The organism is Lysinibacillus sp. NPDC056220 (genome assembly GCF_049315265.1).
GTDB lineage: Bacteria > Bacillota > Bacilli > Bacillales_A > Planococcaceae > Lysinibacillus > Lysinibacillus pinottii.
Map to the genome: position 1 here is coordinate 778,883 of NZ_JBMOXD010000003.1, position 25,518 is coordinate 804,400.

Here is a 25,518-nt window from a genome sequence, read left to right on the forward strand (position 1 = left end):
GCTTTTTTATCTCCTTTTATGCCTAGCGCTGCATCAAGTTGCTTCATGCCTTCTTCTTTCGTTAGTGTGCCTGCCTCTACTTGGTCAAAAATAGCTTGCACTTTTTCTTTTGAGATTTCATCAAAGTTCGCTGGTTTAGTTACAGCTTTTTTATCTCCTTTTATACCTAGCGCTGCATCAAGTTGCTTCATGCCTTCTTCTTTCGTTAGTGTGCCTGCCTCTACTTGGTCAAAAATGGCTTGCACCTTTTCTTTTGAAATTTCATCAAAGTTCGCTGGTTTAGTTACAGCTTTTTTATCTCCTTTTATGCCTAGCGCTGCATCAAGTTGCTTCATGCCTTCTTCTTTCGTTAGTGTGCCTGCCTCTACTTGGTCAAAAATAGCCTGCACCTTTTCTTTTGAAATTTCATCAAAGTTCGCTGGTTTAGTTGCTTGCCCTACCACATATTCACTACTCACACTCACTTGAGTCGGAACTTCTGCTGCGAATGCAGACCCCAAAGTGGATAGTGCAAATACAGCACCTAAAGTAGTAGCAGCCAATCTCTTTTTCTTTTTCATGTTTTTATTCTCCTTTTAAAATGTATTTTGTCTTACAGGTTTTATAATAAAGGCATTATCTGTAGTTCATATGGGAACAGTATGGAGATTTTCTAGAGATTTCCTGAAGATAATCTGGAGTTCCCTTCTTTCTTATTCATACCTTCACCTTTTCTTGGTTTTATGAAGCAAAAAACGCAACCCCTTTCTAACATTAAGGGTATTGCGTTTTTTTATGGTATTTTTTATGTAAAAATCCCTTTTATTCTATAGAGGTTGCTTTACTTTCCTTACACTAAAAATGATCTCAATAGCCTAACTATTCTCACATATAAATTTTGTCAATTCATTTATTGTTAGAGGTTTCGATATGTAATAGCCTTGTATGGAATCATATTGGGCTTTCGATAAGGAATTAAGCTGTTCAACATTGTCGACGCCTTTTATGATTACTTCTAGACCCATAGCTTTGATAAATTTTGTCAGTAGCTCCATTACTTTTTTATTTGATTTCCCACTTATAAATAGCCTATCTAGTTTCACCCCATCCAGGGGGAACAAGGTCATATATTGAAAATTCGAGTTTCCAGTACCAAAATCATCAATAAATATACTATGACCTCGATCATGAATAATTTTTAGATTGGCTCTTGCTTCTATTCCCATTATAGTTTCTTCGGTTATTTCAAAAGCAATTCGATGATTGTTATTAAAACTAATTTCGTCTAAATGTTGAATTAGCCAAGTAATATCCTTGATTAAGGGCGCTGATAAATGAATCGAAACATAAATAATTTCATTATATCTACTCAATAATTCAACAGCCTTATTTATAATGTTCTTGGTTAATTCTATCAAATTCTCTATATGTAAAATTGGAATACATATACCCGTAGACATAGAGCCCATATCTTCCGACTGCCATCTACTTAGTGCTTCAAAGGATATTTGTCTATTATTGTGTAATATCGGTTGGAAAACTATTTCAAACTCTTCCGTTGCTAAATCTTTCTGTGACATGCACTCTTTTATCTCACTACTTTTCGTGTTTTGCGAATAGACTTGTCTAACGTAATTTAACGCTGGAAGTTTTCTATCTTGGACATAAAGATACTGTATCTTCAAAAATTCAATATTCGATAATTCTTGCATAATCAACTGTGCTTGTGACTGAGCATGGCAGATTAAAATATATTCCTTATCAAATACTCTATACCATTCCACTTCTTGTTGATACAAAGTTAGCTTCCTTTCAACCACGTCTATGTGTTTAGAAGTATTCAAGTCATGCCAACTTATAATCGTAATATATACTAATGCAAAAGTTTTTTTACGTTCAATACTTTTTAATACAGATTTACGATTTGATTCAAATATCCCCGTCTCCATCCTAATTCCTCCAATAGGGTCGTTTCAACCTCCATCTTTTATTAAAAAATTACTATTTTATTGTTTTATAAAGCATATCTGTAGTTAGTATAGATGCTGTATGAAGTTTATATGAAGCATCAACAAAAGATACCATTCCGAAGCTATAAAAAAGCTAACAAATTTATGTGTTCATCATTTTGCTAGCTCTATATTCTTCGTAGCTTCGATGAGAGTATGTTTCTATTTTATAATTCTAATCAAACGCAATTATTTATTCGTTGGTTTTAAAGTTTGATACTAGATTTTGAAGCTCCTGCGACATCTCTGCTAAAGAACGAGAAGCAAATGTCATCTCAGTCATCGTAGCAGACTGTTCTTCCGCTGCTGCAACAACTTGTTGTGTGTACCTCGATGACTGATCGGTAACTTCTTTGGTTTTCAGTATTTCATTTACTAGAATCTCTGTATTCGTATTAATTTCTTGAATTTCAGTTGAGACAGATGAAAGTTTATGGTTAATCATGTCTACATCGGCTGCTATTTCTTCAAAAGTTTTTCCAGCGTTTGCCACATAACCTATACCCGTTTCAACGACACTTTTTCCTTCATTGACCATTTGTGCTGTATGCTGTGTATTAAGTTGAATTTCACCTATGAGTGAAGAAATATTGTTTGCTGCATTACCCGATTCCTCCGCTAGTTTTCTAACCTCATCCGCTACAACAGCAAAACCTTTACCTTGTTCTCCTGCACGCGCTGCTTCAATCGCTGCATTTAAAGCAAGTAAATTTGTTTGTGCTGCAATGTTAGTAATGACCGTAATAATCTCACCAATCTCTTGTGATTTACTTTCAAGCAATCGCATTGCTTCAGTTGTCACTATGTTTTGGTTATTAATGTGATTCATTTGTTCAACAGACTGATTAATAACTTCATTACCATAAAGAGAGACTTTAGAGGTTTCAACGGAAAGGTCATTTAATTCTTTAATATTTTTAGTAATGGCAGTAATGCTCGATGATATCTGCAAAACAGAATGATTTGCTTCTTCCATTCCAACTAGTTGCTTTTCTTGTCCTATAGAAATTTCCTGAATAGCCCTCGTAATTTCATCTGAAGCGGTGCTTGTCTGTTCACTACTCGCAGTGAGTTGTTCGGATGTAGCAGCAACATGTTCGGCTGAGTTCGAAACGGATTCAATAATACCTCGTAAATTTGTCGTCATCGTATTTATGCCTGTCGCTAAAATGCCTAACTCATCCTTATTTTTAACGTTTAAATATGTAAAGGTTAAATTTTGATTAGCAATGTTTTCAACACTTTCAGTAACCATTTGAACAGGAACGGCTAAGTGTCTGGAAAATAAAAATATAACGATTAAACCTATTAAAATACTAATGCCCAAGGTAATCATAATCGTATATTGGATTAAATGAATTCCATGATTAAATGATGTCATTAAGCTACTAGCGCTTACTACCCAACCCCAGTTCGGATCTAAAGCAGAGTAGGCTATTTTGTCTTCTTCGGCATCAGGGTCTTGAGGCATGGCTCTAGCATAATAGGTAAAATCCCCGCCATTTTGTGCTGCGGTTATCATATTTTGCACCATATAAACGCCATGGCTATCTACATTTTCCCAAGCATTTTCTCCTTCCGAGAAAGGATGAGCTACCCTATCTCCACTCGTTCCATAAATAGCAAAATAGCCATCTTCACCTAAATCAACGTGTGTCGTTATTTTACGGGTGCCATCACTTTGTAAATCCCCAATTAATTTTTGTTTTACTTTTTCTTGGGCTTCCTCCAAAGATATTTCTCCAGTTTGAACCGCATAATTCATTGAATCAATTAATTGCAGTGCCATTTCAACATTATTTTTTAACATCTTCTCTCCCAAATCATCCAAGTGCTCTTTAGCAGAGTGATAACTGCTAACCCCTATAATCAAACCTGGAATTAATAATAGGCTCAAAGAAATAATAATTAACTTTGTTCTTATCTTCATTTTCAGTCAATCTCCTATCTAATATAAGACTCAATAAATCTAAATTGATTATTGAGTCGTCTGTGTATTCGGTTGTAGCCTTCAAAAAACTCAATCTTTAAAGCATTTATTTACTTTTAGGAAATGTAACTAAAAATTGAATGCCATTCTCAACATTATTCACAGAATAATGAATAGAGAGTGATATAAATATTTGCTTAACGATATATAAGCCTAATCCACTCCCACCAGTATTTCTATTTCTTGATTTTTCGATTCTATAAAAAGGTTGGAATAATTGTTGTAGTTCCTCTGCTTTAATTTGTACACCCGTATTCATGACTTGAATTTGAATCTGATTTTCTTTTGAATCCTTCGTCAACCCTAAATATACTGTTTCTCCTTGTGGTGAATACATAATTGCATTATGGATAATATTTTTAAATGCTTTTTCTAGTAAAACATTTTCTGTAAATACGTACAGATTTGGGGGAATTTTATTAATAATCGTAATATCCTTTTGAGATGCAAAAAAAACGAGGTCTTTCGTTATAGTCTCAATTAAATCTGAGAGATTTGTTTCTTTCATTTGGATTTTGAATATATGTTGCTCTAGTTGGGACATACTCAAAATTTCACGAACAAGTTGTTCCATTCTTTCTATAATTTTATGGTTTTTTTCTAAATAGAAGTCACGATTTTCATAAGGTCCAATATTATAAATCATTCCTTCTATATACCCTTTCATTACAGTGAGTGGCGTTTTTAATTCATGTGCAACTGTAGCAAAAAATTCCCTCCGTTTTGTTTCGACTTTTCTTTCTCTTTCAATATCATCTTTTAATTGTTCATTTGCTATTCGTAAATCATTCATTGTCTTTTGCAAATTATTCGACATCTCATTTAAACTATTCGATAATTCCTCTAACTCATCATTAGAACGAACGATTATATTTTCTGAAAAATCGAGGTTAGCCATCTTTTGCGCTCGCTCATTTATATAAAGGAGTGGTTTTGTAATAAACCTTGAATATAAATAGGCACTTCCTAGGCTAATACATACAACAATGATGCTAATATAAGGAAGAAAACGTACTAAGACCTGAGAAGCTTCATCGATTGGTTGAAATGTCGCAAATACAGTAACTATTAAATGGTGTCCATTCAGAAATTGTATGGGCAAAGATTGATTAAATGCATTAACAGTGTCTTCATTTTGTGTTGGTGATGATGCTTTTCCAGTAATCGTCGGTGATTGTGTATTTCCCTGAAAATTAAAAGAAGGAGAGTATAAAATATGTCCGTTCTTTTCTTGTAGATAAATGATTGCATTATTTTCTAAGGAGTACTCATCCAAAAGCTCTTTCGCTTCTTTTAATGTTAAATTCTTAGATTTATCAATTATTTCCGTTATGCCAGATTGGAGCTGATTTGTTTTATATTGCTCGTAGAATGTTGGAAGGAAGAAGTATAAAGTTAAATAAATTAATACCGCAAACGATAGCAATATAAGAGAAGTAATCATAAAGAGCTTATAGGTTATTTTTTTCATCTTTAAGATGTTGACAATCCTATTCATCGATTTTGTATCCGATACCCTTTACTGTTTTAATATAGGGTAAATTTAATTTTTTTCGTAAGTTTTTTATATGAGTATCAATCATCCGTGTTTCTCCGGAATAATCATATCCCCAAACCTTTTCTACAATGATCTCTCTAGTAAGCACTTTTTTTTCATTATGGAGTAGTAGTTGTAGAATTTCGAATTCCTTTGTAGTTAATGGTATTTCTTCCTTATTTACATATGCTTTATATCCGTCGCAGTCGACATTCAGTTCATTAAAATTCAAATGATTTCCCCAACTTTTATGATTACTTCTTCTAAGAACCGCTTGCACTCGTCTGATCAACACATGAAATGAAAACGGCTTAGTTATATAATCATCAATACCAAGATCAAAGCCTTTCATTTGATCTTGTTCTTCTTCTAACGCAGTTAAAAAGATAATGGGTATATTAGAATGATTTCGTAGCATTTTGGCCACTTCAAATCCATTGAGATTGGGCATCATAACATCAAGGAGAATTAAATCAAATGATTGCGTGTTTAATCTCTTTATTCCCTCTACTCCATCAGATGCCACCTCTATATTATAATTTTGTGTCATCAAAAACTGCTTAATTAATTCTTGAATTTCTAAATCGTCTTCTACTACTAAAATATTATAGTTCATTAAGATATCCCCCCTAGTTAGCCATTATAACCACGCAATCTGTAGTTTATGTGAAGATACCTACATTATTCCTAAAAAATTTTATATGACCCTTACGATCAAAGTCTTACATTCATTTCATAAGAAAAGGGTAATCTTCAAGTAAAAAACCCTCAAAGATCCATAGTTAGATTTACAGATCTTTGGGGGTGTTATAGTATTTTTCACTATAGTTATGAAAGAAAATTAATATGGAGATGTTGAACCCTGAATACTTTCTTCTGAATTAGATGTGGACGAATCCCATTGCTCAGGCATTTGTCCACCAGTGAATTCCTCCCATTGTTCTGGGGTCAGCTCACCTCTCGGATTTGGAGATTCCCAATCACGCTGAGACGGATTCCTTTCATCTAAATACGAATTATAATCCTGATACATATTGCCTTCAGTGTCACCTAAGTCTCGATTGAAATCCACTAAATTAGTAAACATACCTATTGCTATTCCAAGAGAGACTAAACCTAATGAGGTCGCTATTTTTGTCCACATTATATACCACTCCCATTTTTTTATTCCATCACATTGCACATACATTGTCAGTTAAAATAGCCTCGTTTAATTACTCAGATTTTCACAAACTAAATGGCGTTTTTTAAGATAAACTATCTGATCAGATTGTTTGGCTACTTCTTGTGAATGCGTCACAACAATGATACATTTATTTTCTTGATGAGCTAATTCCTGAAATAGTTCAACGATTTCAGCTGAGGTTTTCTCATCTAGATTACCCGTCGGCTCATCCGCAATTAATAAATCGACATTACTAGATAATGCACGAGCAATAGCGACACGTTGTTGTTGGCCACCACTAAGCTGTAAAACCTTTCTTTTTGCTTCTATTTCTGTCAAACCTACCATTCCTAATAATTCAAGCGCTCGTTTCTTTTTATCTTTTGCTTTAACTCCTGTAATTTCCATAGCCGTTACTACATTTTGTAGGGCTGTCATATAAGTAATCAGATTATAGGATTGAAAAATAATTGAAACAAATTTATTTCTATATTTATCCAATCCAATTTTTTTTATATCTTTTCCTTTATAGAGCACATGTCCTTCTTTGGGGTTATCTAAGCCACTTGCCAAACTCAGTGCTGTTGTTTTTCCTGCACCTGAAGGACCTAAAATGCTATAGAAACAGCCTTTCTCAAAGGTAAAATTAACATTCTCTAGTAAAGTATTCTTCCTGTTATTATTTACATAATAATAATATAGGTTTTTAAATTGTAATATAGTGTCCATGTGTGACTCCCCCTACTCATCTTTTAAAAGTATTTCTTTTGGATTTAAGCGAAGAATTGATAGTGCTGGAAGAAGTGTCGATAAAATGGCAATTAACAGTCCTAATCCACCTAATTTCAACACATCTTGTGAAGTTATACTTACATCAATATCATCAATAGGCTTCACGTCATGATCTTGCTTATTCATCATTCCAAATGAGAATCCTAAATTATTTGATTCTTCTTGATTTTCTTGAGAGGCTATAACTTCTTGCTGTAATAAGCTATCTCCCATTTTTTGAGACACTGTTTCACCCGTAATTGTAGAAATACCAAATGCTAGTACCGCTATACACAATACTTCTACTAATAATTGACCAATTAATTTTCTCTTTTTCTCACCGATTGCTAAGAGTATGCCTAACTCTTTACGTCGCTCTTTTATTGTTAACATAATAATAAGAGCTAAAATAATTGATCCTGTAATGGATACTAAATAGACCATCCATTTTGAAGTAGCAGCAATATTCTCAATGGGACCAACCATTTTCTGATATAAAGCATCATGTGCATCTAACTTGAACAGATCAAAATCAATATTGCTTTTCTTTGCCTCCGTTTTGAAGTTTTCAATATTTTCTGGGTCGTCTAAGTAGTATATAGCTTCATTAATGACTGAACCCTCTTCATCACTATCTTTCGTCGCGTCATAATTTGTGTATAGCTTGTTAGATGGATGCATCATAGCTGGTAAATTTCCCTCGAAGTCAGTAATACCTGAGTTTTTATATATCCCTATGATTTCTAACTCTACTTCAGATGTCCCTTCCATTGATTGAACCTTTAACATATCACCAACTTGAAGCTCGTTTTGCTCTGCTAATCGTTTTTCAACTAGCGCTACTTTCTTATTTTTATCCTCAGGTGTAATTGAACGACCTTCCATTATTTCATGCGTTCCATCGGTAAATTCCTGCAATAATTCAGAACTTCTCACGCCTTGAAGAAACGTATTAGGCATTTTCATATTTCCAGAATTACTACTGCCTACCGCACCGCTTACTCCATCATCACCTTCAGCATCGTTAATAGGTGTGTAATCATCTGCTACAACCATGTCACTTTTAAGATAGTTGTAGTCTATTACATAAGGTGATTTAGCTAACAAATCTGCATCTTCTGTAAAAAGTTCAGGGTGTTGTATTTCCCCATTTGGATTTTCTTGTCGCTGCTTTGCCACGTTTTCCATAAGCTTTTCTTCGTCCATTCGAAGACTTACGTCTACACCCAATGTTTGTCTAGCATGATCATTTGCCTTTTGTGACACATTTTGTATGGCAAATCCGGCTAATACTAGATTAGAAACTACTAAAAATACAGTAAATAATATAATCGATTTCCCTTTCCTCGCTTTCACACTTAAAAATGCACGTTTGATAAAATTCATTTCCTTACCTCCTTCGTAGTTCAAATATATTTGACCTATCTGGAGTTAATATGAAGTGAGTGAAAACTTTATCTAGAGATATAAGGGAGTTTACGTGAGTCATATTCTAAAATTTCCAACATGAGCTACCACAAACGCAGTTGAAACAAAAGAAGGTCGACATAAATTGGGATTTATGTCTAGGAGGATTTTCAAAAATGTTATTCCATTTTGGAAGTAGTGAACTGACGAACATCAAGAAATATGTAAAGTGAAGACCTAAGCCATTTTTAACAAAGCAAATGTTGAGACACTTAAAGTGAAATATAAAGGAGTACTCACCTAAGACATGAACGGCTAAATACGATTTGGCCAATATGTAGAGAAATATGGTACCTTCTCTTCCAATAAAGTAATTCCAGTGAATGCAAAAAGGAATGTAGCAGATGATTTATACACATATATCGGAAGCCCAACGATTGAAAAAGAGGATTAAGTTTAATTCTTGCCTATAGACAATATGATTCTAGTAGTATAAAAAAAGCACCTTTACGTTGATGGGCTATGGTTCATCAACGAAAGGTGTTTTTATGTTAACGAATGCTAAACATTGCGATAAAGCTTATGCTAAATTTTCATTTTCATTAAAGTAATTCTTCATTTTTTCGCGATCGAAACGGCCTTCCCATTTTGCCATCACTAATGACGCTAATGAGTTACCAATTACGTTAACAACTGTACGTCCCATGTCAAGGATACGGTCAATACCAGCAATAAATGCTAGTCCTTCTAATGGAATGCCAACAGTACCTAAAGTGGCTAGCAGTACGACGAAGGATACCCCCGGAACACCTGCAATCCCTTTCGAAGTAACCATCAATACAAGCATTAACGTAATTTGTTCACCAATGCTAAGGTGAATACCGTACATTTGCGCAATAAATAATGCTGCAATCGCTTGATATAGCGTTGATCCGTCTAAGTTAAAGGAGTAACCGGTAGGTATAACAAAGGATACAATATCCTTCGGAGCCCCTAATTTCTCCATTTTTAACATAATACGCGGTAATACAGCTTCAGAACTTGCGGTTGAGAATGCTAAAATAAGCTCATCTTTTAATACTTTAATTAAGAACAATATATTAACACCCGCGAATTTTGCAACAAGTGCAAGTATGACAAATATAAAAAATAGCATGGTTGCGTAAACAAGGATAGCCAATTTAGCTAATGGTATGAGAGAGGCAAAACCATATTTGGAAACGGTTACACCAATTAAACCAAATACCCCAAGTGGTGCAAATTTCATCACAAGGTTAGTTACCCAGAACATCGCATCGGCAACTCCTTGGAAGAAGTCTAAGACTGGTTTACCTCGATCACCAATAGCCGCAACACCTAAACCAAAAATAACAGCGAAGAATATGATTGCAAGCATGTCGCCTTCACCCATTGACTGAATGATATTGGTTGGTACTATGCCTACAATAATATCAAACGGTCCTTCATGCTGTACTTCTTCTGTAGTTGTCACGTATTTCGAAATATCCCCTTGAGATAATTCGTTCATGTTTATTCCAGCACCAGGCTGGAAAATATTCGCGGAAAGTAATCCAACTACGATAGCTACTGTTGTAATAATTTCAAAATAAATAATGGATTTCCCGCCTAATCGCCCAAGCTGCTTCATGTCTCCAGTACCAGCAACACCAACGATTAATGTCGAAATAATAATGGGAACAACAATCATCTTAATTAGATGCAGGAAAATATCACCTAAAGGTTGTAAATAGGTTTCAATTTTGGGGTTTCCGTAAAAAATACCCCCAACAATAATCCCTAAAATCAAACCAATTAAAATTTGACTGGCTAAACTAATTTTAAACTTCTTTTTCAATCCTTCGTACCTCCTACTATTATTTTTTGGGACTTGCCTAATAATAAGAGATACTTATAAAATCCGACAAAATCCGATGAAAAAAACTTTTTATTTTTCGAAAAGTCTGAATACAAGACCTATCCGCTTCTTACTATTAATTGCATTCTACCTAGATATATCAGCCTATCACCACCATTGAAGACACGCCAATGCGCTAATAAATCTTTTAACTAATCACACAAGGCTGCTGGTGTGATTACTTCCATATGGCCACATGATAATGGCCAAGTGTTGACAATTTGTCAACAACATTATACACTTCTGTTCAACAGTTATTTTTAATGAAGAAGGGAGAATCGAATATGACGGAAAGAAAAGAAAATGTGACTCTCGGTTTATTGTTGAAAGAGCTATTGAAAGAGCGTTCGTTATCCATGCGGAAGTTTAGTGAACTGACAGGAATTGATACGGCTACGATTTCACGGATAATTAATAATAAACGAAAAGCTACACCACAACATGTAGAAAAATTTGCTGACTGCCTTGGTGTTCCATTCATTCAGCTATTTGAAGCAGCGGGATATCCACTGGAACAAAGACAGGAAGATTTACAATCTGATATTCATACCTCTGTTGATGCCATACAAACCTTTCTTAAGGCATCTAATGTGTACAACAACCAGTTTTCAGTGCAGGATGTTGAAAAGAAATTAGACGATTATGGTTTATTTTCTCAAACGGAAGAAGGCAAACATACCATTCATAAGAGTTTTAACGAAAAGATTCAAAAAGTAGGTAGTGTCGGACCATTTATCAATAAGTTAAAAGAGTTATATGAAAAATTTACTTCAGATAAAGGTACATTATTTGAATTAACAATAATTGGAAGCACATTATTATATTTTATTATTCCTGTAGATGTAATTCCGGACTATGTATTCCCTATTGGTTATTTAGATGATGCAATAGCAGTACAACTTACCGGAAAATCTTTGTTGAAAAATAACGGATAGGTGGATTTATTAATTTATGGAAAGTAGTAAAACAAGCCGTAGATGGCTAAAAAATTCATGTTTCATATTCGCATTGATGATTGTATTGGGGATTGTTTATTGGTTTTATCAGTACAATAGTGGATTGGCCATGGCAGAAGACGACAGTAACAATGAAGCTGAAGCTGAGGAAATTTTTGAGCCATTCCAAGGCGCAGACCTACAATTTGGTGAGATTAATGTCCTATTGATAGGTAGTGATACTAGAGGTGATGAAGGTAGATCGGATGCGTTAATGATTGGTCACTATAATCAAACGACGAACCAAGTAAAAATTGTTTCCATTATGAGAGATACGTATGTGGATATCCCCGATTACGGAAAGAATAAAATAAACGCTGCGTTTGCTTTTGGAGGTCCCGAACTTGTTAGAAAAACGATTAAGCAAAACTTTAATATTGATGTTAATTACTATGCGATCGTTGATTTTGAAGGATTCCCTAAAATTGTAGATCTTTTAGCCCCCAATGGAATTGATGTGGACATCCCGTATGAAATGTCATATGGCATTGGCATGACATTATTTCCTGGAGAACAAACGTTACATGGTGACCAGTTACTAGCATATGCTCGATTCCGTCACGATCGTTTAAGCGATTTCGGACGAGTGGCACGACAGCAGGAAATTCTGACAAAGGTTAAAGAACAAATTAGTTTTCACAGCTTAATGAATTTACCAAAAATATTAGGTGTTGCAGAGGCATACATCGATACTAATGTTGACAAAAAAACAATTCTGGCGATTGGGAAAGGTTTAATGGATGGACACTCTAATGGGGTAGATACTTTACGGATTCCTGTTGCCAGTTCTTTTGAAAACAAACATGTAAATGTAGGCGCAGTTCTAGATATTGATTTGGAAAAAAATAAAAGTGAATTAGAAAAGTTTTTATCCACCGAGGATGATGTACAAATGTCTAAACTAGAAGGAGTTTCCTCTTAAGAAAACATGACAATAGACTATCAACTTTTTAAACTACTCAACCAATTTGCTGGACAATACTCTACTTTAGATCAAGTTGTCCTCTTGTTTTCAAAATATGGCCCTATCCTATTTGGATTAATATTGATATGGCTATGGTTTTCAAACGCTCAAAATCAGCATGAAAATAGAAAAATAGTCATATATGCCGTAACGATCGCTTTTCTTACACTTGGTATCGATAAAATGATAGAAATGATATATTTTCGACCACGGCCATTCGTCAATCATAGCGTCATATTATTACTTGAAAAATCAAATTTAGACCCATCTTTTCCAAGTAATCATGCGGCAGGGGCATTTGCTTTAGCATTTGCTTTGCTTTGGAAGCGAAAAAAAATCGGAGCTGTACTCCTAGTAATGGCCTGCCTCATGGCACTTTCGAGAATTTTTATCGGTGTACACTACCCTCTAGATGTGTTAGCAGGTGCTTGTATCGGATTAGGGGTAACCTACATAGTGATGTGGCTAATTCATCTTGTTGAAAACTCTAGGCATCACAGGAAAATGTATGTAAAATAATAAAGCTCTTCCAATCAAAAAAGTTCGCCATTTATGCGAACTTTTTTATGTTTCAATTGGGTATGCATGAAATCATCTACTTTATTGTTAATGTAGTTGCTGTCTAAGCGCAGCAATCTTTTTAGCAAAGTCCAAGGCATGTGGACCATCTCCATGAATACATAAGGTGTGTGCTACTATTTTTATTTTTTGAGACTGTACAGACAATACTTCTTTTACCGTTAAAATACCTTTTACATGCTTAAGCATTTCTTCTTCAGTTTGAATTAAAGCATTCGGTTCCTGTCTGCTCACTAATGTCCCATCAGAATGATAACGGCGATCTGAAAAAACCTCCTCATATACTTGAAGACCCTTATCCCTTGCGATTTCCGCCATTTGGCTTCCTGCTAAACAATATAAAATAAGCTGAGGATGGAGATCATACACCGCCTGAACAATGGCTGAAGCCTTTTCCTGATCATTCGCGCTTTGATTATAGAGTGCTCCGTGTGGCTTGACATGATGTAGGGTCCCCTTTTCGACACGGACAAATGCTTGCAGTGCCCCTACCTGATAGACCATCATATCGTAAATTTCTGCTGGACTAAACACCATATTTTTTCGTCCGAATCCTTCACGATCAGGATACCCAGGGTGTGCACCAATATGAACATGTTTACGAATCGCATTACGTACCGTTTGGTGCATAATGGAATGATCGCCCGCATGGTAGCCACACGCAATATTGATTGATGTCACATAATCTAGTATCTCTTCGTCTCTTCCCGTCAAAAAAGCTTCATAGCTTTCTCCTAGATCACAATTAATATCCATTCGTATCACATTTCCTCCAGTGTAAAATGTATTGTGTTAAACATACGCATTTGGGCTACTTTATGTAAATCATCTTCATGTACAGTTGCCATAATAGGATAGCCTCCTACTGTTTGAGCATCGGCCATTAAGATAATTGGATTCCCATTCTGAGGTACTTGAATGGAGCCAAACTGGGTTGCTTCAGATAGAATCTCCTTCATTTCTTTTAGCTGTAAAACAGAGCCTTTTAAATAATAGCCCATTCGATTTCCACCGCTAAACTGGAAAGGATTTTGCATAAATTGTTGCTGACTCTCTTCCGTAAATAAATGAAAATGAGGGCCCTTGAAAATTCTAACAGTAATAGCACTGTCAAAAGTCGGACGATACGGAGCATAAAGACCTCTATTAGCTTGTAACGGAGAGGCTGTCTGTCCATATAAAATACTTCCTTTTGTCATCTCCGTACCTAGATTCCCCTGTGAGAGGTATGAGCTACTGCCCAGCTCCAATTTTGAAGTAAACCCTCCAAGCGGTGTCAAGTAAATGATAGAGCCTTGACTCACGCTCTTAATCGTCAACCTATCTCCCTTTGTTAGGTGGAATGTTTTCCACATTTCAATGGCTGCATGATTAACCATGCATACACCATGCCCCCCTGTTAAAACATAGACCCCATCAGCCAATGCCTCAAATTCAAAGCCACCCATGAACATTTCGAAAGACGTTTGATTAGGATGATTTTGTAAAATCAGTTGGGCTGCTTGAAACGATACTTGATCCATTGGTCCAGATAACGGAATACCAAATGCCCGATAGCCAAACCTGCCTTTATCTTGTAAGCTACCATAAACCCCTAGTTTTGTTATGAGCAGAAGTGGCTTCAATCGCTACACTCCTTTGCTTTTCATTTCCCAATATTGTTGCTTAGTTATTTCATAAAACTGAACTTCATCACCCAGTTCAAATAGAAAGGGCTCTTTACCATTGACATTAAATAGTTTTAATGGCGTCTTTCCAATAATATTCCAGCCACCAGGTGAATCGACAGGATAGATTCCTGTTTGTCCGCCTCCAACCCCAACAGAACTCGCAGACACAGATGCCCTCGGCTTCTCTAAACGTGGCATAAATAACTTAGAATCAAGTTCCCCAAGATAAGGAAAGCCTGGCAAAAAGCCAATTAAATAAACATAATAGCTTTTTGACATATGTAGCATTTTAATGTCCTCAAATGATAGACCCGTATAGTCCATCACTCGTTGCCTATCTAAGGCGAATTCTTCATCATAGCAAACCGGGATTTTTAATCGTCTATTTGTTCTGTCATCAACGGCTGCTGATGCTTGAATAGCAAGCCATTGCATTCTTAAAAGATCGACATCTATTCGTTGTTTCACATAGGCTGTAACTGTATGATAGCTTGCAACACTTTCGACAAGATGGTGTCGTAGCTGTTTTTTCAGAAATCGAGTAAATGTTTGTACTGCATAAAAGTTTGTGTCGGATATTTCTTCCTTAAAGGAAAAGCGAATAGTATGTTTGCTAATCCACATTGAATGAGGAAATTCAATGATTACCTGCACGTACTGTCTCCTCAATGCAAAGCTTTACAGCAGCAATTAAATCACGAATATGCCAACCTGGAATTTTGCCATGTTGAATGGCTAATTCAAAAGAAGCAGGTATATGAATAAAACCAGCACGTACCCCTTCATGTTGCTGTGCATATACAAGCCCTTCATACATTATGTTATTACACAAATAAGTACCTGCTGTGTTAGAGATTTCAGCCGGATAGCCCTCTTCTTGCAAGCGATTAATCATATGGCGAATGGGTAAATTCGTCAGATAAGCATCTGCCCCCTCCTCTTGAATGCTCTCATCAACGGGTGAGTAGCCGTTATTATCAGGCTCCCCATCTTTAATATTAATAGCAATTCGCTCAGGTGTTATTTTAAAACGCCCTCCTGCCAGTCCTAAGGAAATAATGATTTGCGGTTCTATTTCTTCTATATGTCGCTTTAGCTGCTCGGCAGATTGTTGAAAGTCGACAGATAAAATTCTTCCAATAATATGATAGTTTTCTATCTTTTCACCATCTAAATTTTCTACAATTTGCATAGTTGGATTGAGCTTGTAATCAAGAAATGGCTCAAATCCCGTTAATAAAATTTTTGTCATGTGTTCGTCACCTAATTTCTATCGGACGTTTTTTTATGTAACGTCCAGATTGTTTATATTTATTTACTGGAGTAGCTATTGCAGCTTCTAAAATTGCCCGATTAAATAATTTATGTGCTGCCATACACGAAATTAATTCTTCACCATAAACAATTTCATCTGCAACTTCGGAAATTATATCTAAAGCGATCCACTGTGGATAACGTAAAATACTAACTGATGAATACGATGGAGTTACTTCCATACTTCGATACAAGTTAATATTCCCCATCTCCTCAATGGGGTATTTATCTGGATCCCACTTTGTTCCATATTTATAATATCGATCGCGCCAATAGTCATTTTCTTGAGCAAACGTCGATCCTTCAAACAGCCTATTAACTCTTTCGGCTACTAGCTCCAAGTTTCGGGCTTGAATTTCTTTCGTATCATCATCATCTGCATATCGACCAATCCCATAAATCTTGGCACTCGGAAGCGTATAAGAAACTGGGAAAATCGGTGGGCAGGCGTAACCTGCGAACGGTTGAACCCATTCACGAGCAGGTATTCCATGGTCATCTACAACAATATCTGGGGCCCATTTCTTTAAGATAAGTGGTAATACATTTGCCTCACCGAACGCACTTTTCAAGAATTTCACATGCGCAAATTCTAATCCCACCGCATTAAATCGTGCCGCATGATGCTTCCACTTCGGATGTTCCTTTGTCAAATATTCCATTATTTCATAACCATCAGGGTTGGCTAAAGGGATTATAATAACATTCATTTTTTGTAATATTTCTGGATGATGACCAATAATATCCTCTATTAGCTCCAATATAGCAGGCGTGCTAGACACTTCATTTGGATGATGACCAGCTTCAAAAACAATCGTATGTTTTTCATCTGTTTTTTTTAGCCCTGAATAATATTCACTCGTAATCGGTTCAGTCACTTCAATAAAGGGAATGACATGACCCTTATAAGATATATCTCCATAATTTAATTTGACCTCTGAGTATTGTTTAAAACGCTCTAACAATGGAAAAATATTTTTCATGTTGTGCTTTAAATAGATTTTTGCCTCAGTTACCTTCAGTTCATTACCTATAGACATTTCTACAGTGTCAAACTGCCCTTCTTGATTAAACAAGATTCGCTTTGTAATGGGATCAGTCATTCGTTTGTCATTCCACTGGTAAACCTTGATGACACCTTTGATAGGCTTATACAGATCTTGTTCTATATGAATATAAGGAATAACGCCACCCGGAGCTTTGTATGGCTGATTTACTAACTGACGGCCAAGCTCATGAAAATAGTCTAATGTATTAAAATATAAATCCTCGTATAGCGCCTCAAACGATGAATTCGCTTCTTGCTGAACACCGATTTCTTCTTCAATTCCAGAAGAAGTAAAATCAATTTCTATTCGATCAAACAATGGAAATAGCTGACCTTGATTAACATTATGGGTATCTATTTTTAACAATTTCACCATTTGTGGCAAAAATTCTTTCACATAAAATTTATAGAACCGTTCACGATCTGAAAATATGATATTCTCTTGCACTCTCTCCGTCTTGTTCAATAATCGATATCCAGCGGTAGTCGGATAAGCTTTTTTCTGACCGTCCACATAATCCACTTCACTCATAAGGGGATTGAGCTCAGCAATTAGTTGATCATTAACAAATACTCTATACACATGTTGTTGCGTGCTTGAAAGCTCAAATTGCACATGCTCTTTAGGTAAGCCATATTGCATTTCGATCATCTCATCTACTGGGTATAGCTCCATAATCCAGCGATTATGTTGCTCTAAACCGTCTTCACTTACCCCATCCTTACAAACTATTTTGATATTTTCAAAGCCCCCCTCGACAGATGGGAGTACTTCCTCTAATATCCAGTATAACCCTGTTTTAAAGGCAGAGCGAACTTTAATGGTTGTTAAATTAGAAAATTTTTCATATACATCTAACCTGAATTGGTCACGATTTTTTTTATCGGCTGTCATATAAATTTCAGCCTCTAACGCTGTATCTGGTTCTTCTTCCAGTGCTTTTATGATGTAAGAAGCTTCCGATTCATCAGTCCACTTTTCTTCCATTAAAATAGCCGCTTCATTCACTTGTTTTTCGTTTAACTCCCAAACTCCAAGCAGTCCACCCTCTGACACATGCTTTGCTGTTACAATCGAATGGACAACGGCTGGTAGGCTTTCTTTCGTACCACAAATTTGAATGGTGTTTTTGGCGGTCAACTCCATATAACTTTCGAGTTCTTGCTTGAAGGAAATAGATACATGTCGCTCTTCTGTTGTTATAGCTGGTAATGAAATAGATGTCGCATATAAACCTAAACGCAATGCAAGATAGCAAGCCTCTTTTAACAGAGCACTTGTCTTCAATTCTTCTTGTATATCCATTTTCACACTTACATGTTGCTGGGGATGGGCCTCATCCTTTTCACCCGTGCCATAGGCTGTCCAAAGATGACTTAAATTCTCATAATACGTGAATGAGCTGACTGTTTGGGTTTCGACTATGCCATCACTGGCTATAGTACTTAACAATGTAGAAAGTGCTGATTCACTCTCATAATAAATAATCCATGTTGACTTATTTTCTGAAATAAATGTGCTAGTATGTGGTAAAAACTTCATTGTATAGGACTGATTGGCTGGCTGAAATAAATCAAAGTCTATTTCATTTGATTCAAAGCCTAAGCGTAAACAAAAATCAATTAATCCTAATGGAATTAAATCTTTAGGTAAATCGATAAATAAAGAAGGTTTTTTTTTCGTTTCGTTCTTTTGAAATAAACTAGAAAAAATTATAGAGTTCATCATATCACCTAAACTTTCATATTTGGATCTAAGCGATCTCGCAACCAATCTCCTAATAAATTAAAGCCTAAAACCGTTAACATAATGGCAACGCCTGGGAAAACAGATATCCACCAAGCAGAGGTCATATAATTTCGACTATCCGCTAACATTCCTCCCCACGAAGGTACTGTAGGCTCCACGCCTAGCCCTAAAAATGTTAAAGAGGCCTCCAATAAAATAAACTCTGCAATACACATCGTTGCTAACACTAGAATAGAGGAAGCAACATTAGGAAGTATATGCTTCATGATTATTTTGAAATGTGTCCCACCAATTGCCTTTGCTGCTTGGATATACTCTTGTTCCTTTAAAGCTAAAATCTCTCCTCGAATTAATCGCGCAAAACTAACCCAATATGTAAGTCCAAGGATAATAATAATTTTTTCAATACCTGTTCCAAAAACACTCATAATCACGATGGCTAGTAAAATAAACGGTAACCCCATTTGAACTTCGGCTAGCCGCATAATTAAATCATCCATCCATTTCCCAAAGTAACCTGAAATAATGCCTAGAAATGTACCAAGCACTAATGAAATGATGACGCCACAAATCCCGACTAATAGAGATATACGTGCTCCGTAAATAATTCTACTTAGCAAATCACGCCCAACCTGATCTCCTCCGAGAACGTATTGAGATTTACCTGTATCATCTAGCCATTTGGGTAGGTCAAGTCGATGTCCTAAGCTAGCCGCCCCCGGATCATAGGGAGCAATATAAGGCGCGAATATAGCACACAGTATTGTAGTGACAACCAATAATAAGCCTATTATGCCTGTTGGATTATTCTTCATGAATTTCAGAACGGTTACGATTTTATTGGCTTTTTTTATTTCGATTGCTTCTGTTTCCATTATTTGAGTCATTATTGCTCACCTCTTCCAGTTCTAATTTTTGGGTTAATCAAGGAGTAGCATAAATCAACAATTAGATTTACTAAAATCATCATCAGTGCTAAAAGGATGATTCCTCCCTGGACTACTGGATAGTCTCGTTGATTAATAGAATCAACAATTAACCTTCCAATTCCAGGCCAAGAAAAGACTTGCTCGACAATAACTGCACCTCCTAATAGCCCTCCAAACTGTAAACCAACAAATGTTACAGTTGGCAATAAGGCATTGCGGAAAGCATGTCGAATGATAACTAGCCATTCTCTTATGCCTTTCGCCCGTGCAGTTGTGACATATTGCATTTTAAGTACTTCCAGCATAGACGTACGAATTAATCGAACTAAAATACCAGATAGGATGAGCCCTAAGGCAACAGATGGCAAAATTAATGAGCTAAACCCATCAAATCCGGATACTGGCAGCCACTTTAGTTGAACAGCAAAAATTAAAATTAGCATAAACGCCAACCAAAAATTGGGGAAAGAAATGCCTAACAAAGAAAAAATACGACTAAACACATCAATGGATTTTCCTTTATAAATAGCTGATAGAATACCTAGCGGAACAGCTATAAACAATGCCACTGCCATTCCACCTAAAGCAAGTGCAATTGTCGGCCACGCTCGTTCGAGTAACATCTCTAAAACTGGGCTATTGGAACGATAGGAAGTACCAAAATCAAGTGTTACTAAATCCTTCATAAATATGAAGTATTGCTCCCAAACAGGCTTATCCAAACCGAGTTTGGCTGTCAGTTCTTCTATTGCCTGCTGTGAAGGTTCACCAGCCCCAAACATTATACTTACGGGGTCACCTGTTAAACGAATGGAGAAAAATATAATTAATGAAACCGCAATAATCACGAGCACGGTATGCGACAAACGTCGTAGAATATAGGAAAGCATAATTCCATCCTCCTAATGTGAAATGAAAGAGATAGTATGCTAGCATACTATCTCATAATTTTTTACTTACTCGACAGTGACACCTGCAAAATTAAAGCGGCCATCATGTGGTGGTTGGAAACCTTTTATTCGTTTATTCACTGCGTATATTTCAACTTCCGAATATAAGTTGACTTCAGTTGCATCTTCATATAATACTTCTGTAAGCTCTTTAAAAACCTTTTGTCTTTCGTCATTATCAATAGTGGCACGCTCTGCTGCTAATAATTGTTCCACTTTTTCATTTTTATAGGATGGGTTCCAGAATTCTCCCTCGTGGTACATTAAATAAGCTGTATTATCAAAGTCCAGCGTCCATCCGCCCCAGCCATTTTTATACATATGTCCCGCTTTTCCTTGAGGGATTAACTCAGATTGGAATGTCGTATTTTCCACACTATTAATAGATACTTTTAAGCCAACTTCCTCTAAGTAAAACGCTACTGCTTGAGCAATCTCTTTAAATGTTCCGTCAGTACCTGGAATATAGAAATCTAATGTAGTACCTTCTGGAACATTCGCTTCAGCCAATAATTCTTTTGCCTTCTCAGGATCATATGGATATGGCTCTAAATCGTTGTTATAGCCAAATGATAAATCACTTTGGAATGAGCTTATAAGATTCCCATAGCCACCTAAAATTTCTTTGACAATCGTTTCTTTATCGATAGCATAGTTAATAGCTTGACGAACACGTACATCATCAACTGGCTTTTGCGCCGTATCAAAACGAATTGAATAAGCTGTAGGTGTAGATACTTCCATTAATTCAATAAAGTCAGTTGCTTCTGCTGTTGCAGCTTGGGAAACTTCCAAACGTGTCATAATATCAATATTGCCAGTTTGTAACTCTGCAAGTGCTGTTGCTGTTTCTGGGATTACTTTAAATGTAACTTTATCTAGTTTAATAGCATCTTTATTCCAATAATCTGCATAACGTTCAATCACAACTTGTTTATCTCGTTGATAATCTGTCATTTTAAACGGACCTGTACCAACAGGTTTCATATCAAAATTCTCTGCACCCTGTTCTTGAATATATTTAGGTGGCACGATTACAGCACCATACCCTGATAGTTTTGTGAGTAATACCGGATCAATAGAATTTAAGTGCATAGTTACTTCATATTCACCCGTTACTTCCACATGATCAATAGAAGTGTAATTGGAATATTGAGGACCTTTTTGACCTTCATCTCCTAGCAAACGATCAAAAGTAAATTTCACCGCTTCCGCATTAAATGGTTCACCATTATGGAAGGTAACGCCTTGGCGTAATTGAAAGACAATTGTTTTGTCATCTTTATATTCCCAAGATTCCGCTAATCCAGGTTGAATTTCTAAATCTAAAGAACGACTAACTAATCCTTCAAAGACCGATGTTGCTACCGTACTCCAAGAAAGTAAAAACGTATCAATGGGATCCCAGTTTTGAGGATCTCCTGCCACACGGATAACTAATTCATTTCCTCTTGTGAGTGCTGCGTTTTCACCAGAAGATTTGCTACTATTTTTACTGTCTTCTTTTGTTGATGTACCGCCACTACATGCTGACAAAATAATCATCATGCACACTAGTAATAGTGCTAGCCATTTTTGTTTCTTCATTATTGTTCATCCCCTTTTATATTTGTGCTATTTATACGCCATAAGGATATGGCATCGAATAACCTAGTTCAGCCGAAATTAACGCAGCAGTTTCCCACAGTCCCTCTAAAAACGTATTTATTTTTTCCTGTGGTAGTAGTGATTCTATACCAGCAATACTAATGGAGTACTCTACTTTTCGATCACTATTAAAAATCGGCACCGCTATTGATACAGTTCCTTCTTCCAATTCTGATACGCTGTAGGCATAGCCATTTTTCTTACCAAATTCAATTAATTCATCAATCTCTTTATCCGTATGAGGGGTTCCACTCGCATATTTTTTTCGAGGCTTCTGGAGGACCTCGTTAATTTTCTCTTCACATTGAAAAGATAAAAGAATACGTGAGCAGGCACCTGCGTATAGTGGTGCTCTTCTTCCAACTCTTGTATATAATAGAACCGGTTTTAGACTTTCTATTTTTTCTATATAAAGGCCATCCGTTTCATCCAATACTACTAATTGAACAGCCAAATCAAATTTCTGTTGTAACATTTTCATATACGGAATGGCTAACGAACGAATCTCTATGGAATTAGCAGCTATTGCCCCTAATTCAATTAGTTTATTCCCTAGTAAATAATGATCACTTAAAACCACCTGTCCTCCACTTTGTACATATGGTCGTTTTAATACGCCTAAATCCGTAAATGTTTTTAGAAATCTATGTAAGGTCGGTTTAGGAATATCAGTTTCTATAGCTAGTTCATCTAACCGCCAAGAAGGTTTTTCTTCTGTAAATAGCGTTAAAATATTAATTCCTTTTTCCAATGTTTTGCTCATGTTAATCGCTCCATTTGTTCTTCATAAAGTAAACAAGAAACTTCATGTTGATCACTAATTTTTTTTAATTTCGGAGGTGTCACTTTACAAATCTCCATACAGCTTGGACACCGTGTATGGAAGGTACATCCTGAAGGGGGATTTGCTGGATTTGGCACATCTCCGCTAAGGACAACTCGTTCTTTAACCTTTGAAGGATGAGACTTAGGTAATGCAGATAGCAATGCTTTCGTGTAAGGGTGTTTCGGATTGTTAAACAACTCATGTTTGTCAGCCAATTCCACTAGCTTCCCTAAGTACATCACCCCTATACGATCACAGAAATGATGCACGACACTTAAATCATGGGATATAAAAATATAGGTAAGGTTCATGTCCCTTTTTAAATCTTTCATAATATTAAGCACTTGAGACTGAATGGATACATCGAGTGCAGATACAGGTTCATCTGCCACAATCAATTTCGGATGGGATACTAATGCTCTTGCAATTCCAATGCGCTGTCTTTGGCCGCCTGAAAATTCATGTGGAAAACGATCGAGCTGCTTTTCTGTAAGCCCCACCTGTTTAGCGACCTCATAAACACGTTGTTTCCGTTCTTCCTTAGTACCGATTCCAAAATTCACTAAAGGTTCTTCAATGATTTTAAAAACCTTCATACGCGGATTAAGGGACGAAAAAGGGTCCTGAAAAATGATTTGCATATCACGCCGTTTTTGACGGACCTCTTTGGCGCTAAGTGTGGCTATATTTTCTCCGTTCAGCAAAATTTCGCCCTCAGTAGGTGTTAGCAGTTGAATAAGTGTTTTACCCATTGTGGATTTTCCACAACCAGATTCCCCTACAATTCCTAAAACTTCACCCTCGTTTACAAAAAATGAAACATCATCTACTGCTTTTAAATTTCCCGAACGTGATCCTTTCACTGGAAAATATTTTTTTAAGTGTTTAACTTCTAACAATGGACTGCTCATTGACATTTCCTCCTCCCACATCATCCTTTTCATATAACCAGCATCTAACCGTGCTACCAATGGACGTAGTAAATAGTTCTGGTTTACTTTTACATTTTTCAGTTGCAAATTCACATCGATCGAAAAATCTACAGCCTGCTGGCATATCGGATGGTGATGGTACCACCCCCTCAATAGACGGAAGATATTCTTGTTCTGTCTCCATATCCGGCAATGAGTTTAGTAACCCTTTCGTATAGGGATGGAGTGGATGATCAAATAATTCCAACACATTCGCTTCTTCAACTATTTCACCCGCATACATCACAATCACTTTCTCGCAGATTTCAGCAACAACTCCAAGATCATGAGTAATTAAAATAATGGACATGTCCAGTTTTTCTTGTATATCTTTCATTAACTCTAGAATTTGTGCCTGAATAGTTACATCTAATGCAGTAGTAGGCTCGTCTGCGATTAATATTTCTGGTCCACAAGCCAATGCCATGGCAATCATCACCCGTTGTCTCATCCCGCCAGATAATTGGTGTGGATATTCATTAACCACTTTATCGGGTCGAGGAATACCAACAAGGCGAAGCATATCAACCGCTCGCTCATGCGCCTCTTTTTTTGAAATATTTTCATGGCTATGAATCATTTCAATGATTTGGGAGCCTACCTTATACACTGGATTAAGGGAGCTCATTGGCTCCTGAAATATCATTGAAACTTTTTTCCCACGAATCTTTCGCCATTCCTTCTTTAATTTTTTATGAATTTGTTTTTGATCTATGTAAATCTCGCCGCTTTGCCATTCAACCCCAGATGGCAACAGCCCCATAAGAGATAATGACGTCATACTCTTTCCACAACCAGATTCCCCTACAATCCCCAATGTTTTTCCTTTTTCAAGTTGAAATGACACCCCATTCACAATGGAAATATCCTTTTTATTGTGCTGAATACCTATTTTCAAATCCTTTACTTCTAAAATATTCAATCCCATTTTCCCCCTCCGTTCCATATTATGAAACGCGATTCCATTTTTTAAAATCTTATCAGAGATTAATAGGATATTTCAATAGTTTTCAGAAAAAAATAAAAATTCTATTTACTGTAATTATTCCGAAAAAACAATTAATTTTTATTTGTAATTCCCCAAGAAATCTTCCTATCTTTC

At 36.1% G+C, this 25,518-nt stretch carries 22 protein-coding genes and 1 pseudogene; 3 read left to right on the forward strand and 20 right to left on the reverse strand.

The annotated features are described in order from the left end of the window. The 9 genes and pseudogenes from ACOZBY_RS14095 to ACOZBY_RS14135 form a co-directional block, all read right to left on the reverse strand. Positions 1 to 560 (reverse strand): annotated as a pseudogene (locus ACOZBY_RS14095) (hypothetical protein); the annotation flags it as partial. A 294-nt stretch (positions 561 to 854) separates the two neighbouring features. Further along, a complete protein-coding gene (locus ACOZBY_RS14100) occupies positions 855 to 1,928 on the reverse strand; it encodes an EAL domain-containing protein (RefSeq protein WP_198695957.1) in 1,074 nt (357 codons plus the stop codon). 253 nt (positions 1,929 to 2,181) lie between these two features. Then, a complete protein-coding gene (locus ACOZBY_RS14105) occupies positions 2,182 to 3,918 on the reverse strand; it encodes a methyl-accepting chemotaxis protein (RefSeq protein WP_031419456.1) in 1,737 nt (578 codons plus the stop codon). Between the two features lie 106 nt (positions 3,919 to 4,024). Continuing rightward, positions 4,025 to 5,476, reverse strand: a complete 1,452-nt coding sequence (locus tag ACOZBY_RS14110; RefSeq protein WP_036161251.1) for a HAMP domain-containing sensor histidine kinase — start codon at positions 5,474 to 5,476, stop codon at positions 4,025 to 4,027. After that, positions 5,469 to 6,131: a response regulator transcription factor gene (locus ACOZBY_RS14115; protein WP_012293798.1), complete on the reverse strand. Its 663-nt coding sequence runs from the start codon at positions 6,129 to 6,131 to the stop codon at positions 5,469 to 5,471. The genes ACOZBY_RS14110 and ACOZBY_RS14115 overlap by 8 nt, the downstream gene beginning before the upstream one ends. Positions 6,132 to 6,356: 225 nt before the next feature. Continuing rightward, positions 6,357 to 6,659: a hypothetical protein gene (locus tag ACOZBY_RS14120; protein ID WP_422762492.1), complete on the reverse strand. Its 303-nt coding sequence runs from the start codon at positions 6,657 to 6,659 to the stop codon at positions 6,357 to 6,359. Positions 6,660 to 6,725: 66 nt separating this feature from the next. Beyond that, positions 6,726 to 7,409 (reverse strand): ABC transporter ATP-binding protein, encoded by a 684-nt coding sequence (locus tag ACOZBY_RS14125; protein WP_422762493.1) that lies wholly within the window; start codon positions 7,407 to 7,409, stop codon positions 6,726 to 6,728. 12 nt (positions 7,410 to 7,421) lie between these two features. Beyond that, on the reverse strand, positions 7,422 to 8,837 hold the full coding sequence (locus ACOZBY_RS14130) for an ABC transporter permease (RefSeq protein ID WP_036167799.1): 1,416 nt from the start codon (positions 8,835 to 8,837) through the stop codon (positions 7,422 to 7,424). A gap of 601 nt (positions 8,838 to 9,438) precedes the next feature. Beyond that, positions 9,439 to 10,713: a cation:dicarboxylate symporter family transporter gene (locus ACOZBY_RS14135; protein ID WP_012293794.1), complete on the reverse strand. Its 1,275-nt coding sequence runs from the start codon at positions 10,711 to 10,713 to the stop codon at positions 9,439 to 9,441. Positions 10,714 to 11,057: 344 nt separating this feature from the next. Between ACOZBY_RS14135 and ACOZBY_RS14140 the strand changes: the two genes are divergently transcribed. From ACOZBY_RS14140 to ACOZBY_RS14150, 3 genes are read left to right on the forward strand one after another with little or no spacing between them, the layout of a single operon-like run. After that, positions 11,058 to 11,708, forward strand: coding sequence for a helix-turn-helix domain-containing protein (locus ACOZBY_RS14140; protein ID WP_236249623.1), 651 nt, complete (start codon positions 11,058 to 11,060; stop codon positions 11,706 to 11,708). A 16-nt stretch (positions 11,709 to 11,724) separates the two neighbouring features. Next, positions 11,725 to 12,690 (forward strand): LCP family protein, encoded by a 966-nt coding sequence (locus tag ACOZBY_RS14145; protein WP_197150648.1) that lies wholly within the window; start codon positions 11,725 to 11,727, stop codon positions 12,688 to 12,690. Positions 12,691 to 12,696: 6 nt separating this feature from the next. Then, positions 12,697 to 13,251: a phosphatase PAP2 family protein gene (locus tag ACOZBY_RS14150; RefSeq protein WP_012293791.1), complete on the forward strand. Its 555-nt coding sequence runs from the start codon at positions 12,697 to 12,699 to the stop codon at positions 13,249 to 13,251. Between the two features lie 87 nt (positions 13,252 to 13,338). Here the strand turns inward: ACOZBY_RS14150 and ACOZBY_RS14155 are convergent, their stop codons facing one another. The 11 genes from ACOZBY_RS14155 to ACOZBY_RS14205 form a co-directional block, all read right to left on the reverse strand. Next, positions 13,339 to 14,067 (reverse strand): 5-oxoprolinase subunit PxpA, encoded by a 729-nt coding sequence (locus ACOZBY_RS14155; RefSeq protein ID WP_012293790.1) that lies wholly within the window; start codon positions 14,065 to 14,067, stop codon positions 13,339 to 13,341. Between the two features lie 5 nt (positions 14,068 to 14,072). Next, positions 14,073 to 14,936, reverse strand: coding sequence for a biotin-dependent carboxyltransferase family protein (locus ACOZBY_RS14160; RefSeq protein WP_012293789.1), 864 nt, complete (start codon positions 14,934 to 14,936; stop codon positions 14,073 to 14,075). A gap of 3 nt (positions 14,937 to 14,939) precedes the next feature. Then, the gene (pxpB, locus tag ACOZBY_RS14165) at positions 14,940 to 15,635 is read right to left on the reverse strand and encodes a 5-oxoprolinase subunit PxpB (protein WP_036161247.1); all 696 of its coding nucleotides are present in this window, start codon (positions 15,633 to 15,635) and stop codon (positions 14,940 to 14,942) included. After that, the gene (gene pcp / locus ACOZBY_RS14170; protein ID WP_012293787.1) at positions 15,619 to 16,233 is read right to left on the reverse strand and encodes a pyroglutamyl-peptidase I; all 615 of its coding nucleotides are present in this window, start codon (positions 16,231 to 16,233) and stop codon (positions 15,619 to 15,621) included. The genes pxpB and pcp overlap by 17 nt, the downstream gene beginning before the upstream one ends. 7 nt (positions 16,234 to 16,240) lie before the next feature. Then, the gene (locus ACOZBY_RS14175; protein WP_422762494.1) at positions 16,241 to 19,072 is read right to left on the reverse strand and encodes a M14 family metallopeptidase; all 2,832 of its coding nucleotides are present in this window, start codon (positions 19,070 to 19,072) and stop codon (positions 16,241 to 16,243) included. 5 nt (positions 19,073 to 19,077) lie between these two features. Then, complete coding sequence (locus tag ACOZBY_RS14180) at positions 19,078 to 19,980, reverse strand: ABC transporter permease (protein WP_080720003.1); 903 nt, start codon at positions 19,978 to 19,980, stop codon at positions 19,078 to 19,080. Continuing rightward, positions 19,980 to 20,912: a nickel ABC transporter permease gene (gene nikB / locus ACOZBY_RS14185; RefSeq protein ID WP_031419433.1), complete on the reverse strand. Its 933-nt coding sequence runs from the start codon at positions 20,910 to 20,912 to the stop codon at positions 19,980 to 19,982. The genes ACOZBY_RS14180 and nikB overlap by 1 nt, the downstream gene beginning before the upstream one ends. A gap of 66 nt (positions 20,913 to 20,978) precedes the next feature. After that, on the reverse strand, positions 20,979 to 22,559 hold the full coding sequence (locus tag ACOZBY_RS14190) for an ABC transporter substrate-binding protein (RefSeq protein ID WP_197150528.1): 1,581 nt from the start codon (positions 22,557 to 22,559) through the stop codon (positions 20,979 to 20,981). A 31-nt stretch (positions 22,560 to 22,590) separates the two neighbouring features. Continuing rightward, positions 22,591 to 23,382, reverse strand: coding sequence for an IclR family transcriptional regulator (locus tag ACOZBY_RS14195; protein WP_012293782.1), 792 nt, complete (start codon positions 23,380 to 23,382; stop codon positions 22,591 to 22,593). Then, positions 23,379 to 24,356 (reverse strand): ABC transporter ATP-binding protein, encoded by a 978-nt coding sequence (locus tag ACOZBY_RS14200; RefSeq protein ID WP_422762495.1) that lies wholly within the window; start codon positions 24,354 to 24,356, stop codon positions 23,379 to 23,381. The genes ACOZBY_RS14195 and ACOZBY_RS14200 overlap by 4 nt, the downstream gene beginning before the upstream one ends. After that, a complete protein-coding gene (locus ACOZBY_RS14205; RefSeq protein WP_031419429.1) occupies positions 24,331 to 25,344 on the reverse strand; it encodes an ABC transporter ATP-binding protein in 1,014 nt (337 codons plus the stop codon). The genes ACOZBY_RS14200 and ACOZBY_RS14205 overlap by 26 nt, the downstream gene beginning before the upstream one ends. Positions 25,345 to 25,518 lie beyond the last annotated feature (174 nt).

What these genes read in the sequence shown, in the direction of transcription:
- ACOZBY_RS14200 (WP_422762495.1), bottom strand. Translation starts at nt 24,356, where the DNA reads ATGAGCAGTCCATTGTTAGAAGTTAAACACTTAAAAAAATATTTTCCA.
- ACOZBY_RS14130 (WP_036167799.1), bottom strand. Translation starts at nt 8,837, where the DNA reads ATGAATTTTATCAAACGTGCATTTTTAAGTGTGAAAGCGAGGAAAGGG.
- ACOZBY_RS14100 (WP_198695957.1), bottom strand. Translation starts at nt 1,928, where the DNA reads ATGGAGACGGGGATATTTGAATCAAATCGTAAATCTGTATTAAAAAGT.
- ACOZBY_RS14195 (WP_012293782.1), bottom strand. Translation starts at nt 23,382, where the DNA reads ATGAGCAAAACATTGGAAAAAGGAATTAATATTTTAACGCTATTTACA.
- ACOZBY_RS14125 (WP_422762493.1), bottom strand. Translation starts at nt 7,409, where the DNA reads ATGGACACTATATTACAATTTAAAAACCTATATTATTATTATGTAAAT.
- ACOZBY_RS14105 (WP_031419456.1), bottom strand. Translation starts at nt 3,918, where the DNA reads ATGAAGATAAGAACAAAGTTAATTATTATTTCTTTGAGCCTATTATTA.
- nikB (WP_031419433.1), bottom strand. Translation starts at nt 20,912, where the DNA reads ATGCTTTCCTATATTCTACGACGTTTGTCGCATACCGTGCTCGTGATT.
- ACOZBY_RS14145 (WP_197150648.1), top strand. Translation starts at nt 11,725, where the DNA reads ATGGAAAGTAGTAAAACAAGCCGTAGATGGCTAAAAAATTCATGTTTC.
- pcp (WP_012293787.1), bottom strand. Translation starts at nt 16,233, where the DNA reads ATGACAAAAATTTTATTAACGGGATTTGAGCCATTTCTTGATTACAAG.
- ACOZBY_RS14155 (WP_012293790.1), bottom strand. Translation starts at nt 14,067, where the DNA reads ATGGATATTAATTGTGATCTAGGAGAAAGCTATGAAGCTTTTTTGACG.
- ACOZBY_RS14140 (WP_236249623.1), top strand. Translation starts at nt 11,058, where the DNA reads ATGACGGAAAGAAAAGAAAATGTGACTCTCGGTTTATTGTTGAAAGAG.
- ACOZBY_RS14180 (WP_080720003.1), bottom strand. Translation starts at nt 19,980, where the DNA reads ATGACTCAAATAATGGAAACAGAAGCAATCGAAATAAAAAAAGCCAAT.
- ACOZBY_RS14110 (WP_036161251.1), bottom strand. Translation starts at nt 5,476, where the DNA reads ATGAATAGGATTGTCAACATCTTAAAGATGAAAAAAATAACCTATAAG.
- ACOZBY_RS14205 (WP_031419429.1), bottom strand. Translation starts at nt 25,344, where the DNA reads ATGGGATTGAATATTTTAGAAGTAAAGGATTTGAAAATAGGTATTCAG.
- ACOZBY_RS14120 (WP_422762492.1), bottom strand. Translation starts at nt 6,659, where the DNA reads ATGTGGACAAAAATAGCGACCTCATTAGGTTTAGTCTCTCTTGGAATA.
- ACOZBY_RS14175 (WP_422762494.1), bottom strand. Translation starts at nt 19,072, where the DNA reads ATGATGAACTCTATAATTTTTTCTAGTTTATTTCAAAAGAACGAAACG.
- ACOZBY_RS14150 (WP_012293791.1), top strand. Translation starts at nt 12,697, where the DNA reads ATGACAATAGACTATCAACTTTTTAAACTACTCAACCAATTTGCTGGA.
- ACOZBY_RS14115 (WP_012293798.1), bottom strand. Translation starts at nt 6,131, where the DNA reads ATGAACTATAATATTTTAGTAGTAGAAGACGATTTAGAAATTCAAGAA.
- ACOZBY_RS14190 (WP_197150528.1), bottom strand. Translation starts at nt 22,559, where the DNA reads ATGAAGAAACAAAAATGGCTAGCACTATTACTAGTGTGCATGATGATT.